The organism is Campylobacter felis (assembly GCF_030250085.1).
Classification (GTDB): Bacteria; Campylobacterota; Campylobacteria; order Campylobacterales; family Campylobacteraceae; genus Campylobacter_D; species Campylobacter_D upsaliensis.
Window position 1 is genome coordinate 1 of record NZ_JANURX010000011.1, and the last position, 19,785, is coordinate 19,785.

Annotated in this window: 16 protein-coding genes; 10 read left to right on the forward strand and 6 right to left on the reverse strand. The window is 35.5% G+C overall.

All coding sequences use genetic code 11. The annotated features are described in order from the left end of the window. Nucleotides 1-461, forward strand: a 461-nt coding sequence (locus NYG92_RS06605) for a methyl-accepting chemotaxis protein (RefSeq protein WP_289233897.1), incomplete at its 5' end; no start/stop codon positions are given. A 197-nt stretch (nucleotides 462-658) separates the two neighbouring features. On the opposite strand, the gene NYG92_RS06610 is transcribed toward NYG92_RS06605, so the two are convergent. Then, nucleotides 659-1,567, reverse strand: coding sequence for a DMT family transporter (locus NYG92_RS06610; protein ID WP_270960627.1), 909 nt, complete (start codon nucleotides 1,565-1,567; stop codon nucleotides 659-661). 92 nt (nucleotides 1,568-1,659) lie between these two features. On the opposite strand from NYG92_RS06610, the gene der reads away from it, so the two are divergent. Genes der through pflB form a run of 5 tightly spaced genes read left to right on the forward strand, consistent with a single transcriptional unit; the run spans nucleotide 1,660 to nucleotide 8,215 of the window. After that, on the forward strand, nucleotides 1,660-3,039 hold the full coding sequence (der, locus tag NYG92_RS06615; protein WP_289233898.1) for a ribosome biogenesis GTPase Der: 1,380 nt from the start codon (nucleotides 1,660-1,662) through the stop codon (nucleotides 3,037-3,039). Next, a complete protein-coding gene (locus NYG92_RS06620) occupies nucleotides 3,032-3,523 on the forward strand; it encodes a shikimate kinase (protein ID WP_027303824.1) in 492 nt (163 codons plus the stop codon). The genes der and NYG92_RS06620 overlap by 8 nt, the downstream gene beginning before the upstream one ends. After that, entirely contained in the window at nucleotides 3,520-4,479 is a 960-nt protein-coding gene (trpS, locus tag NYG92_RS06625) for a tryptophan--tRNA ligase (RefSeq protein WP_270963606.1), read from the forward strand. The genes NYG92_RS06620 and trpS overlap by 4 nt, the downstream gene beginning before the upstream one ends. 47 nt (nucleotides 4,480-4,526) lie before the next feature. After that, nucleotides 4,527-5,762 (forward strand): serine--tRNA ligase, encoded by a 1,236-nt coding sequence (serS, locus tag NYG92_RS06630; protein ID WP_270986611.1) that lies wholly within the window; start codon nucleotides 4,527-4,529, stop codon nucleotides 5,760-5,762. Nucleotides 5,763-5,770: 8 nt separating this feature from the next. Then, nucleotides 5,771-8,215 carry a motility protein PflB gene (gene pflB, locus NYG92_RS06635; RefSeq protein WP_289233899.1) on the forward strand — a complete coding sequence of 815 codons (2,445 nt, stop codon included), beginning with the start codon at nucleotides 5,771-5,773 and terminating at the stop codon, nucleotides 8,213-8,215. On the opposite strand, the gene recJ is transcribed toward pflB, so the two are convergent. Both recJ and pyrG read right to left on the reverse strand, forming a co-directional pair. Beyond that, on the reverse strand, nucleotides 8,201-9,787 hold the full coding sequence (recJ, locus tag NYG92_RS06640) for a single-stranded-DNA-specific exonuclease RecJ (RefSeq protein ID WP_289233900.1): 1,587 nt from the start codon (nucleotides 9,785-9,787) through the stop codon (nucleotides 8,201-8,203). The genes pflB and recJ overlap by 15 nt on opposite strands. After that, the gene (pyrG, locus tag NYG92_RS06645) at nucleotides 9,771-11,396 is read right to left on the reverse strand and encodes a CTP synthase (protein WP_289233901.1); all 1,626 of its coding nucleotides are present in this window, start codon (nucleotides 11,394-11,396) and stop codon (nucleotides 9,771-9,773) included. The genes recJ and pyrG overlap by 17 nt, the downstream gene beginning before the upstream one ends. Before the next feature lie 103 nt (nucleotides 11,397-11,499). On the opposite strand from pyrG, the gene NYG92_RS06650 reads away from it, so the two are divergent. The 3 genes from NYG92_RS06650 (at nucleotide 11,500) to NYG92_RS06660 (ending at nucleotide 15,544) form a co-directional block, all read left to right on the forward strand. Further along, entirely contained in the window at nucleotides 11,500-13,404 is a 1,905-nt protein-coding gene (locus tag NYG92_RS06650; protein WP_289233902.1) for a motility associated factor glycosyltransferase family protein, read from the forward strand. 18 nt (nucleotides 13,405-13,422) lie between these two features. Continuing rightward, the gene (gene thyX / locus NYG92_RS06655; protein WP_131937563.1) at nucleotides 13,423-14,037 is read left to right on the forward strand and encodes an FAD-dependent thymidylate synthase; all 615 of its coding nucleotides are present in this window, start codon (nucleotides 13,423-13,425) and stop codon (nucleotides 14,035-14,037) included. 118 nt (nucleotides 14,038-14,155) lie between these two features. Then, nucleotides 14,156-15,544 carry a cation:dicarboxylate symporter family transporter gene (locus tag NYG92_RS06660; RefSeq protein WP_139017931.1) on the forward strand — a complete coding sequence of 463 codons (1,389 nt, stop codon included), beginning with the start codon at nucleotides 14,156-14,158 and terminating at the stop codon, nucleotides 15,542-15,544. On the opposite strand, the gene NYG92_RS06665 is transcribed toward NYG92_RS06660, so the two are convergent. From NYG92_RS06665 to gltX, 3 genes are read right to left on the reverse strand one after another with little or no spacing between them, the layout of a single operon-like run. Further along, complete coding sequence (locus NYG92_RS06665) at nucleotides 15,534-16,211, reverse strand: MqnA/MqnD/SBP family protein (RefSeq protein ID WP_289233931.1); 678 nt, start codon at nucleotides 16,209-16,211, stop codon at nucleotides 15,534-15,536. The two genes, NYG92_RS06660 and NYG92_RS06665, sit on opposite strands and share 11 nt — an antisense overlap. A gap of 8 nt (nucleotides 16,212-16,219) precedes the next feature. Continuing rightward, nucleotides 16,220-17,455: a malic enzyme-like NAD(P)-binding protein gene (locus NYG92_RS06670; RefSeq protein WP_289233903.1), complete on the reverse strand. Its 1,236-nt coding sequence runs from the start codon at nucleotides 17,453-17,455 to the stop codon at nucleotides 16,220-16,222. Next, complete coding sequence (gene gltX, locus NYG92_RS06675; protein WP_289233904.1) at nucleotides 17,452-18,846, reverse strand: glutamate--tRNA ligase; 1,395 nt, start codon at nucleotides 18,844-18,846, stop codon at nucleotides 17,452-17,454. Before gltX ends, NYG92_RS06670 begins: the two co-directional genes overlap by 4 nt. 111 nt (nucleotides 18,847-18,957) lie before the next feature. Here gltX and NYG92_RS06680 point away from each other — a divergent pair, with 111 nt between their 5' ends. Then, complete coding sequence (locus NYG92_RS06680) at nucleotides 18,958-19,776, forward strand: peptidylprolyl isomerase (RefSeq protein ID WP_027303835.1); 819 nt, start codon at nucleotides 18,958-18,960, stop codon at nucleotides 19,774-19,776. Nucleotides 19,777-19,785 lie beyond the last annotated feature (9 nt).

Genomic DNA, 19,785 nt, shown 5'->3' on the forward strand with positions numbered 1-19,785 from the left:
TAGAAGAGATTACTTCCTCTATGCAAAATGTCTCTCAAAAAACAAGTGATGTTATCACTCAAAGTGAGGAGATTAAAAATGTAACAAGCATTATAGGTGATATAGCTGACCAAATCAATCTTCTAGCCCTTAATGCTGCCATAGAAGCTGCAAGAGCAGGAGAACACGGAAGAGGCTTTGCCGTCGTGGCTGATGAAGTTAGAAAACTAGCTGAAAGAACCCAAAAGTCTTTAAGTGAGATAGAAGCAAATACTAACCTTCTCGTTCAATCTATCAATGATATGGCAGAAAGCATTAAAGAGCAAACTGCAGGTATCACTCAAATCAATGAAAGTGTAGCTCAAATCGACCAAACCACTAAGGATAATGTAGAAATAGCTAATGAAAGTGCTATCATCTCTAATAATGTTAGTGATATAGCAAATAATATCCTTGAAGATGTGAAGAAGAAGAAGTTTTAGAAGCTTTAATTTATACCTAGTGAAAACTAGGTATGAGTTTAAATCTCATTATTTTTAAGTCCTATGCTTTGTAGGGCTTAGTTAAATAAATTTGTTGTGCTTCCCACCATTATCCCTTGCTATTTTAGTAATTTTTGTAGTGTAGTATTTATTCCAAGTAAAAAGAGAAAAAATTTATAAAGTAAATGCTTAATTTATTATTTCTTTTTCATTAAGATAAGCCCACCAACAACAATACCAACAATCCCCAAAAATACCATAGCGCTAGGCAACGCATCTCCTAAAATTACACCGACAATAATAGAAAAAACGACATCTAAATAACTCACTCCAGCTACGATTCCCGCTTGCTTTGCTATGCCGTAACTTTTTGTAATGTGTATTTGATAAATTGTGCCTAAAATTCCCATAGCTAAAATAAAAATCCAAGCCTTAAAAGAGGGCATTACAAAAGGAGCGATAATAAAATCCAGCTTTTCATTGACATAAAATTCGCCCACAAGCATAGAGATTAAGGGCATTAATGTGCCTACAAAGATGAAAGAAAAAGCGATTTGCTCTGTTGCGTAGTAGCTTCTCAATTCTCTTACGCTTGTAAGCGCTAAGGCTGCTAAAAAGCCACTTAAAACGCCTAGTAAGGAATTTTTTAAGTCAAAGCCAGAGTGTAAATCCTCGTGCGTGAAAGGTTGAGCGATAAAAAGCACACCGATAAAGGCGATGAAAATTCCAAACCACCCCTTAAGTCCTATATTTTCTTTGAAAATGACAAAGGCGATTAAAGTGATGAAAATGGGAGAGGTTTTTTGAAAAGCAAAAGCCCCTCCAAGCGTGATATTTGAGACATTGTAGAAAAAAAGATATAAAGAAAGTGTGCCAACAACCCCCCTAAAAATCAAAAGCCAAAGTTTGCCCCCCTCTTTATGTGTCCTAAGTTTTCTTAACATATAAAGCATAAAAACAACGCCGATAACATTACGGAAAAACATAATTTCTATGGAGCTTAATTCTTCGCTTAAAATTTTCGCGCAAGCACTCATCAAAGCAAAATCCAAACAAGCTAAAATCATAAAATAAACGCCTAAATTACGCTTAATCACCCTTAGCATAACTTTCCTTTAGTAAAATCCTTGCTATTTTAGTCTTTTTTGCTTAATTTTAAGGCAAATTTTATATAATCCTTTTTAAAAAAGTTGGAAAAATGCAAAGTATCATACTTATAGGTAAGCCAAATGTTGGTAAATCAAGTCTTTTTAATCGCATAGCAAGGCAAAGAATCGCCATCACAAGTGAAATTTCAGGCACGACTAGAGATACAAATAAAATAAAAGTTAATATCAATGGTAAAGAAGCTTTGCTCATCGATAGTGGCGGACTTGATGAAAGCAATGAGCTGTTTAAAAATGTCAAGCAAAATTCTCTCAATGCTGCTAAAAACGCCGACATTATCCTTTATCTAGTCGATGGGAAAAATCTGCCCGATGAAGAGGATAGGAAGTTTTTTTACGCATTAAAAAAGCTTCAAAAGCCTATGGCACTCATCATCAATAAGGTCGATAACAAAAAAGATGAAGAGAGGGCGTATGAGTTTGCAAATTTTGGGGTTAAAGAGCTTTTTAACCTTTCTGTAACGCATAATATAGGGCTTGACGAGCTTTATGTTTGGCTTGAGAATTTTTTGCACACGAGCGTTTTAAAAAATGATGAAGAAGAGCAAAGCTTAGAGGAATTTTTAGAAAATTACGACGAAGAGAAGGAGATTAATTTTAAAGAAATTGATGAAAATCACATTAAAATCGGCATAGTGGGGCGGGTAAATGTCGGCAAGTCAAGCCTTTTAAACGCCCTTGTGAAAGAGCAAAGAAGTGTCGTAAGTAGCATAGCTGGCACGACCATAGACCCTGTAAATGAAAGCGTGATGTATAAGGATAAAGTGCTAGAATTCATCGATACGGCAGGCATTAGAAAAAGAGGGAAAATTCAAGGATTAGAACGCTTTGCGCTTAACCGCACGGAAAAGATGTTAGAAAATTCACAAATTGCTCTTTTAGTTTTGGATGCAAATGAGGGCTTTAATGAGCTTGATGAGCGTATTGCAGGGCTTATTAGTAAGCATTATTTAGGCGTGATTATCGTGCTAAATAAGTGGGATAAAACGCGTTATGAATTTGATAAAGTAGTAAAAGAATTAAGGCTTGACCGCTTTAAATTTCTTTCTCACGCGCCTATTATTAGCGTGTCGGCTTTAAGTGGAAAAAGAGTGCATGTTGTAATGGATAAAATTTTAGAGGTTTTTGCTAATTTTACACAAAAAATCCCTACCGCAAAGCTTAATGATTTGGTTAATAAAGCCACTAAAGCTCATCCTCTGCCACACGATTATGGAAAGTTAGTTAAAATTTATTATGCTGTGCAGTATGACTTAGCACCGCCTAAAATCGCTTTAATTATGAACCGTCCTAAGGTTTTGCATTTTAGCTATAAACGCTATTTACAAAATCAAATTAGAAAGGAATTTAACTTCGAAGGAGTGCCGCTAATCCTTGCTTCGCGTAAAAAAGGAGAAAAGGAAAATGAGTGAAAATGTCCTTTTCATCGGTTTTATGGGCTGTGGGAAAAGCACTTTAGCGAGGGCTTTTGCGAGGGAAAGTGGGCGTGTGTTTATCGATAGTGATGCCTTGATTGAAATGCAATTTGATTTAAGCGTAAATGAAATTTTTGCCAAATTTGGCGAGGAGTTTTTTCGTAAAGAGGAGCAAAAAATGGCGAATTTTCTCACTTATACAAGAGGCATTTCTCTAGCCACAGGTGGGGGCTTTGTGGGTGTGAGAAATTTAGATAAAATAGGCTTTTGCGTGTATTTAAGAGCTAGTTTTAAATTTTTAAAAGAGCGTTTAAGCGAGGAAGAAAGAGCTAAAAGACCGCTTTTTTTAGATGAAAAAAGAGCAAGGAGCTTATATGAGGCAAGACTTGCTTTGTATGAAGAAAAGGCAAATTTAATTTTAGATATTGAAAATCAAAGCTTAGAAAGCTTGATAAAAGAATTAAAAAAGAGGATAAAATGAGAGTTTTAACAGGACTTCAGCCGAGTGGAGATTTACATATAGGGAATTTTTTTGGTGCGATTAAGCCTATGATAGAAGCACAAGAAACAAGTGAGATGTTTATTTTCATCGCAAATTATCACGCGATGACTTCAAGTCAAAAGGGCGAAATTTTAAAGCAAAATGCCCTTAAGGCGGCAGCGGCTTTTTTAAGTCTTGGCGTTGATCCTCAAAAAAGTGTTTTTTGGCTACAAAGTGATGTGAAAGAGGTGCTTGAGCTTTATTGGATTTTATCACAATTTAGCCCTATGGGTTTGCTTGAAAGAGCGCATAGCTATAAAGATAAGGTCGCTAAGGGACTGCCTTCTTCGCACGGGCTGTTTTCTTACCCTGTTTTGATGGCGGCGGATATTTTGCTTTTTGATACGCAAATCGTGCCTGTGGGAAAGGATCAAATTCAACATGTTGAAATTGCAAGAGACATTGCTCTAAAGGTTAATAATGAGTGGGGAGAAATTTTTACCCTGCCTGAAGCTAGGGTGAGTGAAAATGTCGCCGTGGTGCCCGGTACTGACGGAGCTAAGATGAGTAAATCTTATCAAAATACTATCGATATTTTTGCAGGCGAAAAGCTAAGAAAAAAGCAAATTTCTTCCATTGTAACGGATAGCACACCTTTAGAGGAGCCTAAAAATTGGCAAGATTGTAATATTTTTAAAATCGCAAAACTTTTTTTAGACGAAACAAAACAAGAGGAGTTAAAAAGACGATATGAAAGAGGTGGCGAGGGTTATGGGCATTTTAAAGCGTATTTAAATGAACTTGTAGAGACATATTTTAAAGAAGCACAGGAAAATTATGAAAATTATTTAAAAGAGCCTAAAAAGCTTGAAGAAATTTTAGAATTTGGAGCAAGTAAAGCAAGAAAAATCGCACAAAATAAAATGCAAAAAATTTATGATAAAATAGGCTTATAATTAACTTAACTAAGCTATGATTAAGAAATTTTTATAAGAGAGGGTTAATGCTAGATTTAAAAAAATTACAAAATGACTTTGATAGCGTAGCAACAAAGCTTAAAAATAAAAAAGTTGATGAGCTTTTGCTTAAGGATTTGAGCGAAATTTTTACACTTTTGAAAAAAGAAAAAATGCTTTTAGAGGAGCTTCAAGCCTTTCAAAATAAATTTAGCAAAGAATTAGCAAAAGCTGAAAATAAGGAAGAATTAAAGCAACAATTAAGCGAAAATAAAACAAAAATCGCTACACAAAATCAAAAGGTCAAAGAGCTTGAAGAAAGACTTGAAAATCTAGCCTTTAAGATCCCAAATATCCCAGATGATGATGTGATTGTAGGAGACGATGAGGACGGAAATTTGGAACTTAAAAGAGTGCTAACTCCGCCTTCATTTGATTTTGAGCCAAGGGAGCATTTTGAGCTTGGTGAGAGGCTTGAGTGGCTTGATTTTGTGCGAGGGGTTAAAATCGCACAAAGTCGTTTTTGTGTGCTTAAAGAGGAAGGGGCGTTACTAAATCGTGCTTTGATAAATTATATGATAGATTTCAACCGCTCACGAGGTTTTAAGCTTGTCAATGTGCCTTTTTTAGTAAATCAAAATGCGATGTTTGGCACGGGGCAACTACCGAAATTCAAGGACGATATGTATAAGGTCGAGGAGGAGGATTTATATCTCATCTCAACTTCCGAAATAGCCTTGACTAATCTTTTTAACGATGAAATTTTAAATGCGGAAAATTTGCCACTTAAAATGACGGCTTATAGTGCTTGCTTTAGAAAAGAAGCAGGCAGTGCGGGGCGTGATACAAGAGGCATTATAAGGCAGCACCAATTTGAAAAAGTCGAGCTTGTCAGCATTACAAGCCCTAAGCAAAGTGAGAGTGTGTTTAATGAAATGTGTGAATGCGCTAGTGATTTACTTAGCTCACTTGGCTTAGCACATAGGTGGATGATGCTTTGCACGGGGGATTTGGGTTTTAGTGCGGCTAAAACTATTGATTTAGAAGTGTGGCTACCTGGGCAAAATCAATTTAGAGAAATTTCATCTGTGTCAAATTGCCGTGATTTTCAAGCAAGAAGGGCAAAAATTCGCTATAAAAACGAGCAGGGTAAAAATGAGCTTGTCCATACGCTTAACGGCTCTTCTTTGGCTGTGGGAAGAACTTTAGTGGCGATTATGGAAAATTATCAAGATAAAAATGGCAAAATAGCCATACCAGATGTGTTAAGAAAGTATTTTTGAGAAGTTAAATGGCTGAAGAAGTAATCCTTGAAAAACCCGAAGAAAAAAGGCTTGATGAAAGCTTAGATGGCTTTAGAGGTGAGGAGGGGGCAGCACCTGAGGGAGAAGAATTAGCCGCTTTACCAGAAGAGCTTCCTAGTGAAAGTAGCACGGGTTTTAGCTTTACGAGAGAGGGGGCTAAGGAGGAGGAAAGCACTTTTTTCGAGGAGGTCGATGAGCAAAAAACGCAAGAGTGGTATAAAGATAAGAAATTTATGTCTCTTGTGGGACTTTCTTTGGCTATTATATCCGTTCTTATTTTCACGCTTTTTTATCTCACTTTTAGCGAAGGTAATATTAAACCAGATTTTTTCGCCGATAAAGAAGAGCCGCACCCTATAACACCACTTGATGAATCTTATGATTATAGCGATATGGCTAAGATCGATGGGATGATACAAAAAGCAAATGCACTTTATCTTAGAGGTGAGGTCGAGCAGGCTTTGGATATTTACGCGCAAGTTGCTGTATATAATGAAGCACTTTCTAATTATAATTTAGGTGTTTTACAGATGAACGAGGGCGATTTTAAAACCGCACTTGAAAGCTTTAAGAGAGCCATTTCTAATGGAGAAAATCAAAGCGTTTCGGCTATTAATGCTGCTGTTTGTGCATTAAAGCTTAATGATGAGGAGAAATTTCGCTACTATATCAGCTTGGCTGAAGTTTATTTGCCAAAGGAGGGTAAATCTAAGCTTTATGAATATTATCTTAGTTTGATTAATTATTATAAGGGCTATTATCCAGAAGCCTTACAAATGCTTCAAAAAACAAAAATAGAACCATACGCTGACACAGCAAAGTATCTTTCGGCTAAAATTTATGCCAAAATGGACCTTGATAAAAAGGCGATTAATGAGCTTACAACGCAGGGAAGTTTTGAGTCTAGCCTTTCTTTGGGGCTATTATATGCAAGAGTGGGCGAGTATGATAAGGCTAGAAGAGCTTTGGAAACAGCGATGAAGATAGAAAGAGATTTTAATGCCAGCCTAGCGACTCTTACGCTTGTGGATTTAAAAACGGGCAAATTTCAAGATATGTTGATACGCCTTGATAATGCCTATAAAGATGAAGCAGCAAAATATCAAATTTTAGGGCGTTATAAGATCAAAACTATACTTTCAAAAGAGCTTTTTGATATTAATTTAGCACAGGAAAATTTTTCAAAAGATTTACTTAAAAATTCTAAAGATCAGTTTGATTTACTTTTTTATTTTGCGCCATATCAGGTCTTTGACAGCAAACAAGCGGCTTTTTATATTAAAAAAGCAAATATTACAGGCTTTGTTGATGATAATTTTAATACGGGGAATTATTTGGCTGCCAGTCGGGCGCTTTCTTCGACAAATGTTAAAATTGCTAGCATTATCAACCACGCTTTAAATCAACGCTTAAGGCAAGCAAATGCCGAATTTAAAGCTTTGCTTGATATTTATCCTGAGCATAGCATTTTGCATTATAATTTAGCACTTACCTACGCTCAACTGCAAAATTACGACCTAGCCTACAAGCATTTTGCAAGTTCTTATCATCTTAATCCTAAAAATTATCAAGCAGGTGCTTTTGCTATGCTAAGTGCTAAACTAAGTGGGGCGGATACGCATAAATTTTATAATGAAATTTTAGAAAATATAAGTGTAGATACCGAATTTAAAGCTACTATGGCAAAAAGTATGCTTTTTTTAGCAAATGCGGATTTTATTTCTATGCTACCTTTTTTAGATGAAATCAAGCAAGAAACGCCCCTTAGTCTCATTTTTGAAGCTATTATTGCTAAAAATAACGGCTTAAATCAGCAAGTAGGCGTTAAAATCGCCAAGCTAAAAGCCCTTTTGCCAAATGATATTGTGAGTAATATTTTGTATTTTAATTCTCTTAATAAAAATGCTAGCATTAAAGAATACGCACAAAATGCACAAATTCATTTTAAAAATTTGGGTTTTGATTATAGAGCGGTGTTTGGCGGTGCGGACATCGCTAGGGAATATTATGTCTCTTTAATGCACATTGCAGGGCTTTTGAATTTAGAAAGACAAAAATTTAAGGAATATCTTAATACAAATGCAGGGCAAAATGAAGGAGCGATTCAAACTTTGGCTTATTTGGATATTTTTGCGGGGCAATTTGAGGAGGCTTACGCACTTTATAATGAGCTTATCGACACTTATGGGGTAAGGGATTCTCATACGCTTTTTTTAGCCGCTGTTGCTGCCACAGGGGCGAATAATCCAAATTCCGCCATAGCCCTTTTGCAACTTGCTAAATTAAATGATAATGGCAATAAAGAAAGCAAGGCTGCTTTAGGCTTTTTATACCACGAAGTGCAAAATTATGAGCCCGCTCTTTTGCAGTATAAAAGCTTACCAAATGATTTTAAAAGTAAATTTTTTACCTTTGATTTAAGAAGAGAGTGAATAAAGCTCTTGTATGATAAATTGAGGCGTTACAAGTCCTCTAAATTCATTTTTAGAAATGCTACCTACAAGATTGATACTCTCTTCTAAATTTGGCTCTTTGTCGAAATTGAAAAAAAGTGCCTCTATGGTTTTATTATCTTTGACTAAGATAAGCTTTAAATGCTTTTTTTCTTTGCCGAGTAATTTTTTATTTTTGACCTTTAAATTTTCTAGCACGAAATAAGGACGAGGATTTTTATACCCAAAAGGCTCAAAACTTTCTAAAATTTCAAGCATTTCAAAATCAATCTCATTAGGCTCTAGCACCCCTAAAACTTCTTCTGTATCTAAAAATTCTTCCTTATCAATTAAAGCACTTTCTTTTTGAATCAAATTTTTAAAATTCTCATAGTCCTTAAGCTCTAAGCTAAGTCCCGCCGCCCCTTTATGACCACCATAGTTTTTAAGATAGGGATTTGCTTTAGAAATTAAATTTAAAATATCTATCTTGCCGACACTTCTAGCACTACCTTTTAACTTATCCTCATTGATAGAAAAGACAAAAGAGGGCTTTTTAAAATGCTTTGCCAAGCGACTTGCCACTATGCCAAGCACACCTTCGTGCCACTCTACTCCACCCACAATGACGCAAGATTGCTTTTCATCAATTTGCCTTAAGCTCTCTTCAAAAAGCTGTTTTTCTTCATCTTTACGGCTTTCATTAAAGCTAATGATTTGCTCTAAATAATGCATTGCTTTATTTAAATCTTTAGTGTGTAAAAATTTATAAGAAACGCTAGCATCGTCCATTCTCCCCGCACTATTAATCAAAGGAGCGATTAAAAAGCCTATGTTATCAATGGCAAATTTATCTTTTTGATAATATTGCTTCATCGCTCTAAAAGCCGCTCTTTTGGATTTATTAATACACTCTATTCCTCTTCTTACACAAGCCCTATTTAAGTCCCTAAGCTCCATCATATCGGCGATGATAGCTATGGCTAAAAGCTCTAAAAATTTACACATATCATATTTTAATTTACATACTTCTTTTAAGGCTGCGATTAAGTACCAAGCTACTTGCGCTCCACAAATTTCAATGTTTGGGAAATTACACTCTTTTTGTTTGGGATTAATGATAGCATAAGCTTCGGGCAGGGTTTGTAGGGGCGTATGATGATCTGTGATGATGAGATCAATCCCTCTTTTTTTGCAAAGCTTCGCCGCCCCAAGTGCGGCTATGCCATTATCCACCGTGATGATAACCTTAATGTCTTCAAGCTCGTTAATAATCTCTTCATTTAAGCCGTAGCCGTCTTTAAAGCGATTAGGAATTTTCACACTATAATCAAAACCTATATCATCAAAAAATTCGCTCATTATCACGCAAGAAATGATTCCATCGACATCATAATCGCCCACAATGGCGACTTTTTCATTTTTCTCAATGGCTTCTTTAATGCGATTTGCCGCCTTATAAATATCTTTTAAGCAGCTAGGTAATGGCAATTCACAAAGCTTTTTATGTAGGTCATTTTCAAAGCGTGAAGCTAAAATTTGCCTCAATTCTTTTTTAGTTATGGTATGCATTTGCTGCCTTGATGAAACCTAAAATGACAGGATTAACCCTTTCAAGCCTTGAAGTAAATTCAGGGTGAAACTGCACGGCTAGGAAAAAATCGTGAGTTTTAAGCTCCACCGCTTCGATTAAGCCATCGCTTTCTCCACTTACCACTAAGCCCTTATTTTCGTAATCTTTACGGAATTTTGGGTTTGCTTCATAACGATGTCTGTGGCGTTCTTTAATGCTTTTTGCATTGTAAATTTTACTTAAAAGAGTGTTTTCTTTGATTTGGCAAAGATAAGCACCTAATCTCATCGTGCCTCCAAGTGGGGTTTTAGCGGTGCGAATTTGCTTTTTGCCATTATTATCTATAAATTCGTCAATGAGATAAACGACAGCATTTTTGCAATTTGGCTCAAATTCGCTCGAATTGACATCTTCAAGTTTTAAAACATTTCTAGCAAATTCCACCAAAACAAGTTGCATACCTAAACAAATGCCTAAAAATGGGATTTTGTGTTCTCTTGCGTAGGTGATGGCTTTAATTTTCCCCTCCACGCCTCTAAATCCAAACCCCCCAGCGACTAAAATTCCACTCACTTCCTTAAAGCTTTCTTCTAAATTTAAATTTTCAAGCTTTTCGCTATCAATCCAGCGAATTTCTACCCTAGTATCTAGAGCAGCTCCTGCGTGGATTAGTGCTTCAGTAAGGCTTTTATAGCTTTCTTTTAAATCGACATATTTGCCTACGAAGGCGATTTTCACTTCATTGCTAGGTGCGATGACTCTTTTGACTAAGCTATCCCAGTTTTGCATATCAGGCTTTAGGGCTTTGAGGTTTAAAATTTGACAAATGGGTGTTAAGATGTCTTGCTTTAAGAAATTAAGCGGAATTTGATAAATGCTAGCCGCATCCACGCTTTCTATCACGCAGTTTTTATCCACGCCGCAAGAAATGGCGATTTTATCCTTTAAATCCTTACCTAGCGACTTTTCACTCCTACAAATTATCATATCAGGACTTATTCCTATGCGTCTTAGCTCTCCTACGCTGTGTTGCGTGGGCTTAGTTTTAAGCTCTCCTGCGGCTTTGATGAAAGGCACTAGGGTTAGGTGGATATTCATCGCATTATTTTTACCTACTTCAAGCTTTAGGGCGCGTATAGCTTCTAAAAAGGGCAAACCCTCGATGTCGCCTACGGTGCCGCCGATTTCTACAATTAAAACATCTTTGCCCTCTCCAGCTTTAATAATCCTCTCTTTTATCTCGCCTACGATGTGAGGAATGACTTGTATAGTTTTACCAAGATACTCGCCACGCCTTTCTTTTTCTATAACGCTTTGATAAACCTTACCTGTGGTGAAATTATTATTTTGATTTAAATTTTCATCCAAAAATCTTTCATAATGCCCCAAGTCCAAATCCGTCTCTGCTCCATCTTCTGTTACAAAAACTTCTCCGTGTTCAAAAGGACTCATTGTGCCGGGATCGACATTGATATAAGGGTCTGCTTTTAAAATGCTTACCTTAAGCTTGGAATTTTTCAAAAGCGTAGCAATAGAGGCTGCTGCTATGCCCTTACCAAGAGAGCTTAAAACCCCACCCGTTACGAAAATATATTTAGTTTGTTTCATTGATTTGCCTTATTTTTAGTGTAATTATAACGAGAAAAAACTTTTTGTTTTATTATTTAAAGTAGAATTTCAAGTCAAATAAGCCTATTTAATAAGGAAAATTATGGATTTTAATGCTAGGCAGATGATGATTTTCGAAGCAAATTTAAATGCCATTGAAGATGAAAATTTGAAAAAAGAATTGAGTGAAATTGTGGCTAAGGATTATCAATTTTCACAAGGAGATGATCCTTTAGATATTAATGCAAACGGGGGGGGGGGGGGTAAGCTTTATCAAAATCCTTTAAGCGAAGTTCAAAGTAAAGCTACTTTTTACCAGCAAAAATTCGCCCTTTATCCTGTGTTATTTTTTTACGGCGTAGGTAATGGAGTTTTACTCAAAATTCTTTTTCAAAATCCTACGCATAAACTTATTATTGTCTTTGAAAAGGAGCTTGAAATTTTATGGCACATCTTACATTTTTTAGATTTTTCTAAGGAATTAGCCTTAAAAAAGCTTTGTTTTTTCGACACTAAAAGGCTTGATGATGACAAATTTAACGCCCTTTGCGAGGGTTTAAATATCTTTGCAAGAATTTATCATTTAGAATTAATGTGTGCTTTTTATGAAAATTTTAGGGAAGATTTTGCAAGAATTAATGGAGCTATGCGTGAATTTTTTGACAAAAGCACTTTGCGTTATGGAAATGATATTGAAGATTGCTTAATGGGACTTAGCAATTTTGTCCATAATCTTCCTAAAATGCTGACAAATCCTAGCCTTAAAACACTCAAAAAAGCTTATGAAAAATGCCATCAAACCGCTATTATAGTTAGCACGGGACCAAGCCTTTCAAAACAACTTCCCCTTTTAAAACAATACGCTTCTAAGGCTGTGATTTTCGCAGCCGATAGTGCTTATCCTATCTTGGCTAAATACGGCATTAAGCCTGATTTTGTCTTTATGGTTGAGCGCACAGATTTTACGGCGGAATTTTTTAATAATGATTTTAAAGAATTTGACGCAGGGGTGCTTTTCATTTTAGCAGCTGTGGTGCATCCTAGAGCTTTGGAGCTTTTAGAAAAAAATCACCGCCCCTATATCATTGTGCCGCGTTATTATGACTTTGCTTATTATTGTGATTTTAAGGAATTTGATTTTGTTAATGATTGTGTTAGTGTGGCACATATGGCTTTAGAAATCGCTCTTTGTTTGAAATTTGAAAATATCATCTTCATAGGGCAGGATTTAGCCTTTGATGAAAATGGAAATTCGCATCCTAAAGATTATCTTCATAAGGCAGATTATGAAAGCGGAACTAAGGCTATTCAAACTTTAGCTTATGGAGGCGATGGGTTGGTTAAAACGCACGGAATTTGGCTTTTATTTAAGCAAGTTTTAGAGCTTTTAATTGCCAAAGCTTCACAAAATGGGATAAAAATTTATAATGCCACTGAGGGAGGAGTGAGGATAAAAGGAGCTTTTGAAAAGCCCTTTAGTGAGTGCTGTGAAGAATTTTTAAATAAGCCTTTAAAACCCTTACCGCCTTTAAAAAAGCCAAATCAAAATAAGCAAAATGAGTGGCTTTTAAAGGCTTTTGCTAAGATCTTTCTAGCAATTAAAAAATGCGAGAAAGTCGAAGGGGAGCTAGAAATGCTTTTTGCGAATTTAAATTATGAAAATTTAGATAATGAAGCTTTGCGTAATTTAAGTTTTAAGCTTGATGATTTGAAAGAGAAATTGCTAAATTCTAGACCTTTACTTGAAGTTTTGCGTCCTAGTTTGCATAGTTTTGAGCTTAAATTTATGCAAATTTTTGTGTTGCAGCCTCAAAATGAAGAGCAAAAAAGAGAGAAAATTTTATCACTCGTAAGGCTTTATTTATGGTGGCTTGGTATCTCTTTAGGTTCGATTAAGAAAGAAAAAATGACTTTACAAAATCATATCAAGCCCTTAGAGCTTGAATTAAAAAAGAGAAATTTTTTAGAAAAAATTACAAAATGGCAAGAAAAAGCGGCTAAAATTTGAAAAAATTTAAGGAAAATTATGCGAGTTACTTTACTTTTTCATACCCCTCTTAGCGTTTGTTCTCACGCTACACGCACTTGTTGGCAGAGTTTTGAAAAGGGCGATTGTGGTGGAGAAAAGGATAAAGAATTAATCGACAGAGTGGGAAATAAATTTAAACACGCTTCGACTTTGGAGCATTTAAATTATAATTTTTATATCCAAGAAATTTCAAGGGCTTGTTTGCAAGAATTAGCCCGTCATAGGCATGCGAGTTTTAGTGTCAAAAGCACGCGTTATACCTTAAAAGAGCTTAGAAATGAAAGTGAATTTAAGGAAAATGATTTTGAAAATGCGGGGCGTTATTTGGTTTTTTGTGGTAATGAGGCTGTGGATAATGCTAGCATTAAGGCACTTGAAAATTTAAGAGAGATTTTACAAACAAGCATTAGTTTAGATTTGGCTAAATACTGCCTCCCTGAAAGCTATAAAACAGAACTTACCTTTAGCATTAATGCTAGAAGTTTGCAAAATTTCTTATCTTTGCGAAGTTCAAAGTCGGCTTTATGGGAGATAAGGGCTTTAGCGAGGACTATGTTTGAAGCACTGCCTGATGAGCATCGCTTTATTTTTGAACACTGTATGCAAGATTAAAATTTTATAAATCGTAGTTTTTTTATCCTATTTTAATCAAAAAGCTGTCATAATCACTTTCAAGGTATATAAATATGAAAATATACCTTTCAAAATATAGTTTCTCAAAGGACTTTTTATGAATCAGGAATTTTTTACTCACTTCTTACGATTTTCAAGTTGGCAAATTTTCGTCATTTTTGCTGTGCTTTTCGCTACATTTTTTACGCTTAAAAAGATGCGTGATAAGAAAATTAATTTTTCTTTAAGAATGCTTTTCGCACTTTTTATTGGTATTTTACTAGGCTTTATTTTGCAACATTTAGCCGCTTATCCTAGCGGTGATGAAGCTAAGAATATCATTTGGTTTAGCGAGGCGAAACATTGGTTTGGTTTTTTTAGTTCTGTTTTTGTAGCCTTCATTAAAATGCTTGTTATTCCTCTTATTTTTGCTTGTATCATTAAGGTCATTATAGAAATTAATCAAGACATTAAGGTTAGTTCTTTGATTGGCACTAGTCTTTTTTGGATACTTTTTAGCACAGCTTTAGCGGCTATTTTAGGTGTTAGTTTAGCACTTAATTTTGGCTTAGGCGAGGGTTTAAGTGTCAATGAAGGGACTAGACAAATTAGAGAAATCGCAACTTTCACAAGTATTTTACAAAATTTAATCCCTAGCAATATCGTTAATGCTATGAGTAAGGAAAATATCATTGCCATAGTTCTTTTTGCCTTTTTTATTGGACTTTGTGCGAAAAATATTAGTCAAAAAGAAGAATACGCACAGCCTTTTGAAAGCTTTCAAAAGCTTATTTTAAGTTTTTATGGCATTATGATGAATATGACAGCGACTGTGATTCGCTTTATGCCTTATGCGGTAGTTTGTATGATGGCAAATGTAATTCTAAGCAATGGCTTTGAAGCGATTAAGACGGCAGGACTTTTTATTATACTCACTTATGTGGCTATGATTTTAATGTTTGGAGTGCATTTTTTAATGCTACTTTCTCAAGGCTTAAATCCGTTGATTTATGCTAAAAAAGCCTTCCCTGTTTGGCTTTTTGCTTTTAGCTCTCGTTCAAGCGTTGCAACTTTACCCTTAAGTATCTCTACCCTACAAGAAAGACTTGGCGTATCCCCAGCCGTAGCTAATTTTGTGGCTTCTATTGGCACAACTACGGGACTTAATGGTTGTGCGGGTTATTTTCCTGCTATGGCAGCGGTCTTTGTAGCACATATATTAGGCGTGGAACTTGATTTTAGCTTTATTTTGATGATAGTTTTAGTGGCAATTCTTGGTTCTTTAGGCATAGCTGGAGTTCCTGGCAGTGCGACTATGGCTGCTTCTATTATGTTAGCAGGTATTGGTTTTGGAGATAATTTTATGCTTTTAAGTCTTGTTTTGGCGGTCGACCCTATTGTAGATATGGCAAGGACGGCGAGTAATGTCTCAGGGGCGATGACTTCAGCACTTTGCACGGCTAAGAATTTAAATGCTTTAGATAAAGAGACTTATCTCAAGTCCTAAATTTCGCTTTAAAACGCACGGCTTTAGTAAATTTTGCTAAAGCCTTTTTTTCCTTTTTTCCAAGTTTATAATAAATCACTTTTTCTAAATAAAATAAAATATCTTTTTTATTTATCTCTCTTGTTTTGGCGTAATTTTCCAGTATGTAGCTTGGAATTTTAATCCTTTTTTTTGCAAAAGGAAGTAAAATTTTTTTATAAAGTGCCTTTTTTTGTGTGCAAGAAAAACGCGCAAAAACAAAAGGCAAATTCGTCTTTTTGTGCCATACTTCGCATAGGTCTATGAAATTTTCTTTATTTTCTAAGTAAAGTTTTAATGCCTTATCGCCTATGACAACTTTGCCTTTTTGTTGTAAAATTGTAGCTAAAGCATTGGAACTTGCCGAGCTTGAATCTTTTTGATTTGGCGTTTTTTTCTCCACCAAAACACTTAAAACTTGTTTGTTGGCACAAATTCCAAGATTTAGATTTTGATATTTTGTTTTAACACTCTCTATGCTTGAAATGATAGCTGCGTCAATTTGCCTTTTGTAAAGGGCGCGGTTAAGCCTACTTGGGACGCCTTTTTTACGCTCAAAACTTGCCTTTATGCCACTTGGTAGGGGGTATTTTTTAAGATAAATGTGAAGGGGCAATAGATTGATATAATCAATCTTTCCAAAAATCATCATTGTCCTTACTGCAAACTTTGAAAATAAGCTTTTTCGTCAAATTCTTTTATTTTTGCCACCCCGTCTTTTACCGCAGCTTTTGCCACAGCCGTGCTAACAAGAGCTTTAACCCTCACATCAAAAGGTTTAGGTATGACATAGTTTTTGCCGAATTCTAAATGGCTGATTGCGTAGGCTTTTTTAACTTTCTCGCTAACAGGAAGTTTGGCTAAATCCGCCAAAGCTTTTGCGGCTGAAATTTTCATATTTTCTGTAATTTTACTCGCTCTAACATCAAGCGCACCTCTAAAGATAAAAGGAAAGCCTAGAACATTGTTGATTTGATTTACATAATCGCTTCTTCCTGTGCCTACTATGGCGTCTTTGCGGACTTGATACACAAGTTCAGGCATTACTTCAGGCACAGGATTAGCTAGAGCGAAAATAACAGGATTTTGTGCCATAGACTTTAACATTTCCTCATCGATAATATTAGGTTTTGAAAGTCCCAAAAATACATCAGCACCCCTCATAGCGTCCCTTAAAGTTCTTTCCTTTGTATCCCTTGCAAATTCAAGTTTTTCAAGCCCTAAATCCGTCCTATCCTTACTTACAACGCCTTTGCTATCAATTAAAACAATATTTTCAACGCCTAAATTTCTATACATTTTCGCACTGGCAATCCCAGCTGCTCCAGCCCCACTGATAACAACTTTGATATTTTTAAAGTTTTTATTGCTAATTTCCATAGCGTTCATTAAACCAGCAGTAGAGATAATAGCCGTGCCGTGCTGGTCATCGTGCATAACAGGAATGCCAAGTCCTTGCAAAGCTGCCTCTATGGCAAAGCATTTTGGTGCTGAAATATCCTCCAAATTAATCCCACCAACGCTAGGCGCTAAAGCCTTACAAAAGGCTACAATCTCTTCTACGCTATGTGCATTAATTTCTAGGTCAAAAGCGTCAATATTTGCAAATTTTTTAAATAAACACGCCTTTCCCTCCATCACAGGCTTACTTGCTGCTGCACCTATATTACCCAAGCCAAGCACTGCCGAGCCATCACTAACGATAGCAACTAAATTTGCCTTATTTGTATAAGTATAGGCTAAATTTTCATCTTTAGCGATTTCAAGGCAGGGTTCTGCCACACCCGGACTATAAGCTAGGCTTAAATCATAGCTTGTATTTAGAGCTTTGGTAGGTTGTATGCTTGTTTTGCCACCTAAGTGGTATTTTAATGCTTCTTCTTTTAAATTCATTGTTTTTCCTTATATTCTAAAAATGCTTGTATGCGTTTTTGACATTCTTTAACGCCCAAAAATTCCAAAACTTCAAAAATGCTAGGACTTACCGCTGTGCCTGTGAGAGCAATGCGTAAGGGCTGGGCTAGGTCTTTTAGTTTTGCTTCGTTTTGCTCTAAAAAATGTGTGGTTAATTCTTCAAATTCTTTTGCCTTATTTTGTGTGCTAAGAGAAGTCGCGAAATTGCGTAATAAATTTAAATTGTTCTCATTGACAAATTTAGTAATTGCCACTTCATCATAGCTTTTTGGTGTTTCTAAAATGCTTTTTGCGGAGCTAATAATATCAAGCAGGGTTTTTGCCCTTTCTCTTAATAAATCTAACAAAAATCCCGCCTTTTCTACCCCACTTAAATCAAAGCCAAGTCTCTTAAGCTGGGAATTAATCTCTTCAAAAGGAAGAGTTTTAATATAATGTGCGTTTAGCCACTCAAGTTTTTTAAAATTATATGAAGATGCACCCTTGCTAATGTGATGAGGGTCAAAAAGTCTTTTCATATCGTTTAGAGAAAAAATTTCATCATCATTATGCCCCCAGCCTAAACGCACGAGAAAATTAAGCAAAGCTTGTGGGAGAATACCCATTTGTTTATATTCCATCACATCAGTCGCACCGTGTCTTTTGGAGAGTTTTTTGCCGTCTTCGCCGTGTATCATCGCCACATGGAAAAAATTAGGAATTTTAAAGCCAAGTGCCTCATAAAGCACGATTTGCTTAGGGGTATTTGAAAGATGATCATCGCCTCTTATCACATCGCTTACTTTCATTAATACATCATCAATCACAACGCAAAAATTATAAGTAACGCTCCCATCACTTCTTGCAATGACAAAGTCATCTAATATATCTTCAGCCTTAAATTCAATTTTGCCTTTTACCCCATCTTCAAAGCTAATCACACCACTTTGTGGTGCCTTAATACGCACCACAGGCTCAATGCCTTGCGGAGGAGTTCCTTTAAAATCTCTATACCTTCCATCATATCTTGGACGCTCTTTATTTGCTTCTTGATCTTTTCTTAATTCTTCTAATTCTTCTTTAGACATATAGCAATAATATGCCTTACCCTCATCAAGTAATTTTTGGATATATTGTTTATAAATTGCACTTCTTTGCGACTGATAACAAGCCTCGCCATCATAGTCTAAACCGCACCATTTAAAGGCTTCTATGATAGCTTTTGTTGCTTCTTTGGAATTTCTTTTTAAATCTGTATCTTCAATGCGAAGTAAAAATTTCCCTCCATTTTTTCTTGCGTATAAATAGCTATAAAGTGCCGTTCTCAAACCCCCTATATGTAAGTATCCAGTAGGAGATGGAGCAAAGCGTGTCGTAAGAATTTCTTGCATATTTGACCTTTAAATTTAATGCTCGAAATTATAATTGAAATTTCTTAATGTTAGTGTTTATTTTCTTAGTTTTGTTATGATTTATTTTGATTACACAAATAAGGGTTTTTGATGAAAAAAATTTTGATGATTTTATTATTTTTTGTTGCGATTGTAAATGCTAAGGTGCTTAATTCTGTCGCTTTAGTCGTAGAAAAAGAGCCTATTACAAACTATGACATAGAGCAAACGATGAAGCTTTTAAAGCTGCCTAGAGAGCAGGCTTTGGCTGTGCTTATTAATGAAAAAATGGAGCTTTCTCAAATCAAACAATTTTCCATAGTTGTTAATGAACTTGAGGTTGATGCGGCGATTTCTAAGATTCTTACGCAAAATAAAATGAATTTGGAGCAGTTTAAAAATTCTCTAAAGGCTAAGGGGCAAAATTATGAGCTTTTCCGCCATAATCTTAAGAAAGACTTAGAAAAAAGAAAGCTTTATGAGAAAATAGCCAGTATGAATAAAACGGATTTTAGCGAAGAAAGTGCGAAGAAATTTTTTGAAGCTAATAAAGAAAAATTCCTTTTTTACACTTCTATTGATGTTAAAATTTACCGCTCTAGCGATCAAGCCATTTTAGAAAAAATGAAAGCCGATAAAAAAATCACATTAAAAGCTCAAAATGCCAATTTAAATCCACACAATGCCGATCCTAGACTACTAGCTCTTTTATCACAGCTTAAGATAGGCGAATTTTCTCCTGTATTAAATTCTAAAGAGGGTTTTGAGCTTTATGAGGTTATGGCAAAAAGTGGGGCAAATGTCCCTGAATTTGAGCAAATCAAAGATAGCGTGATGAATGTTTATTTTAACGAACAAAGACAAAATTATATTCAAGATTATTTTGATAAACTTCGCTCTAAATTAAATATAGAATACCTTAAGAATTAATCTTAAGGT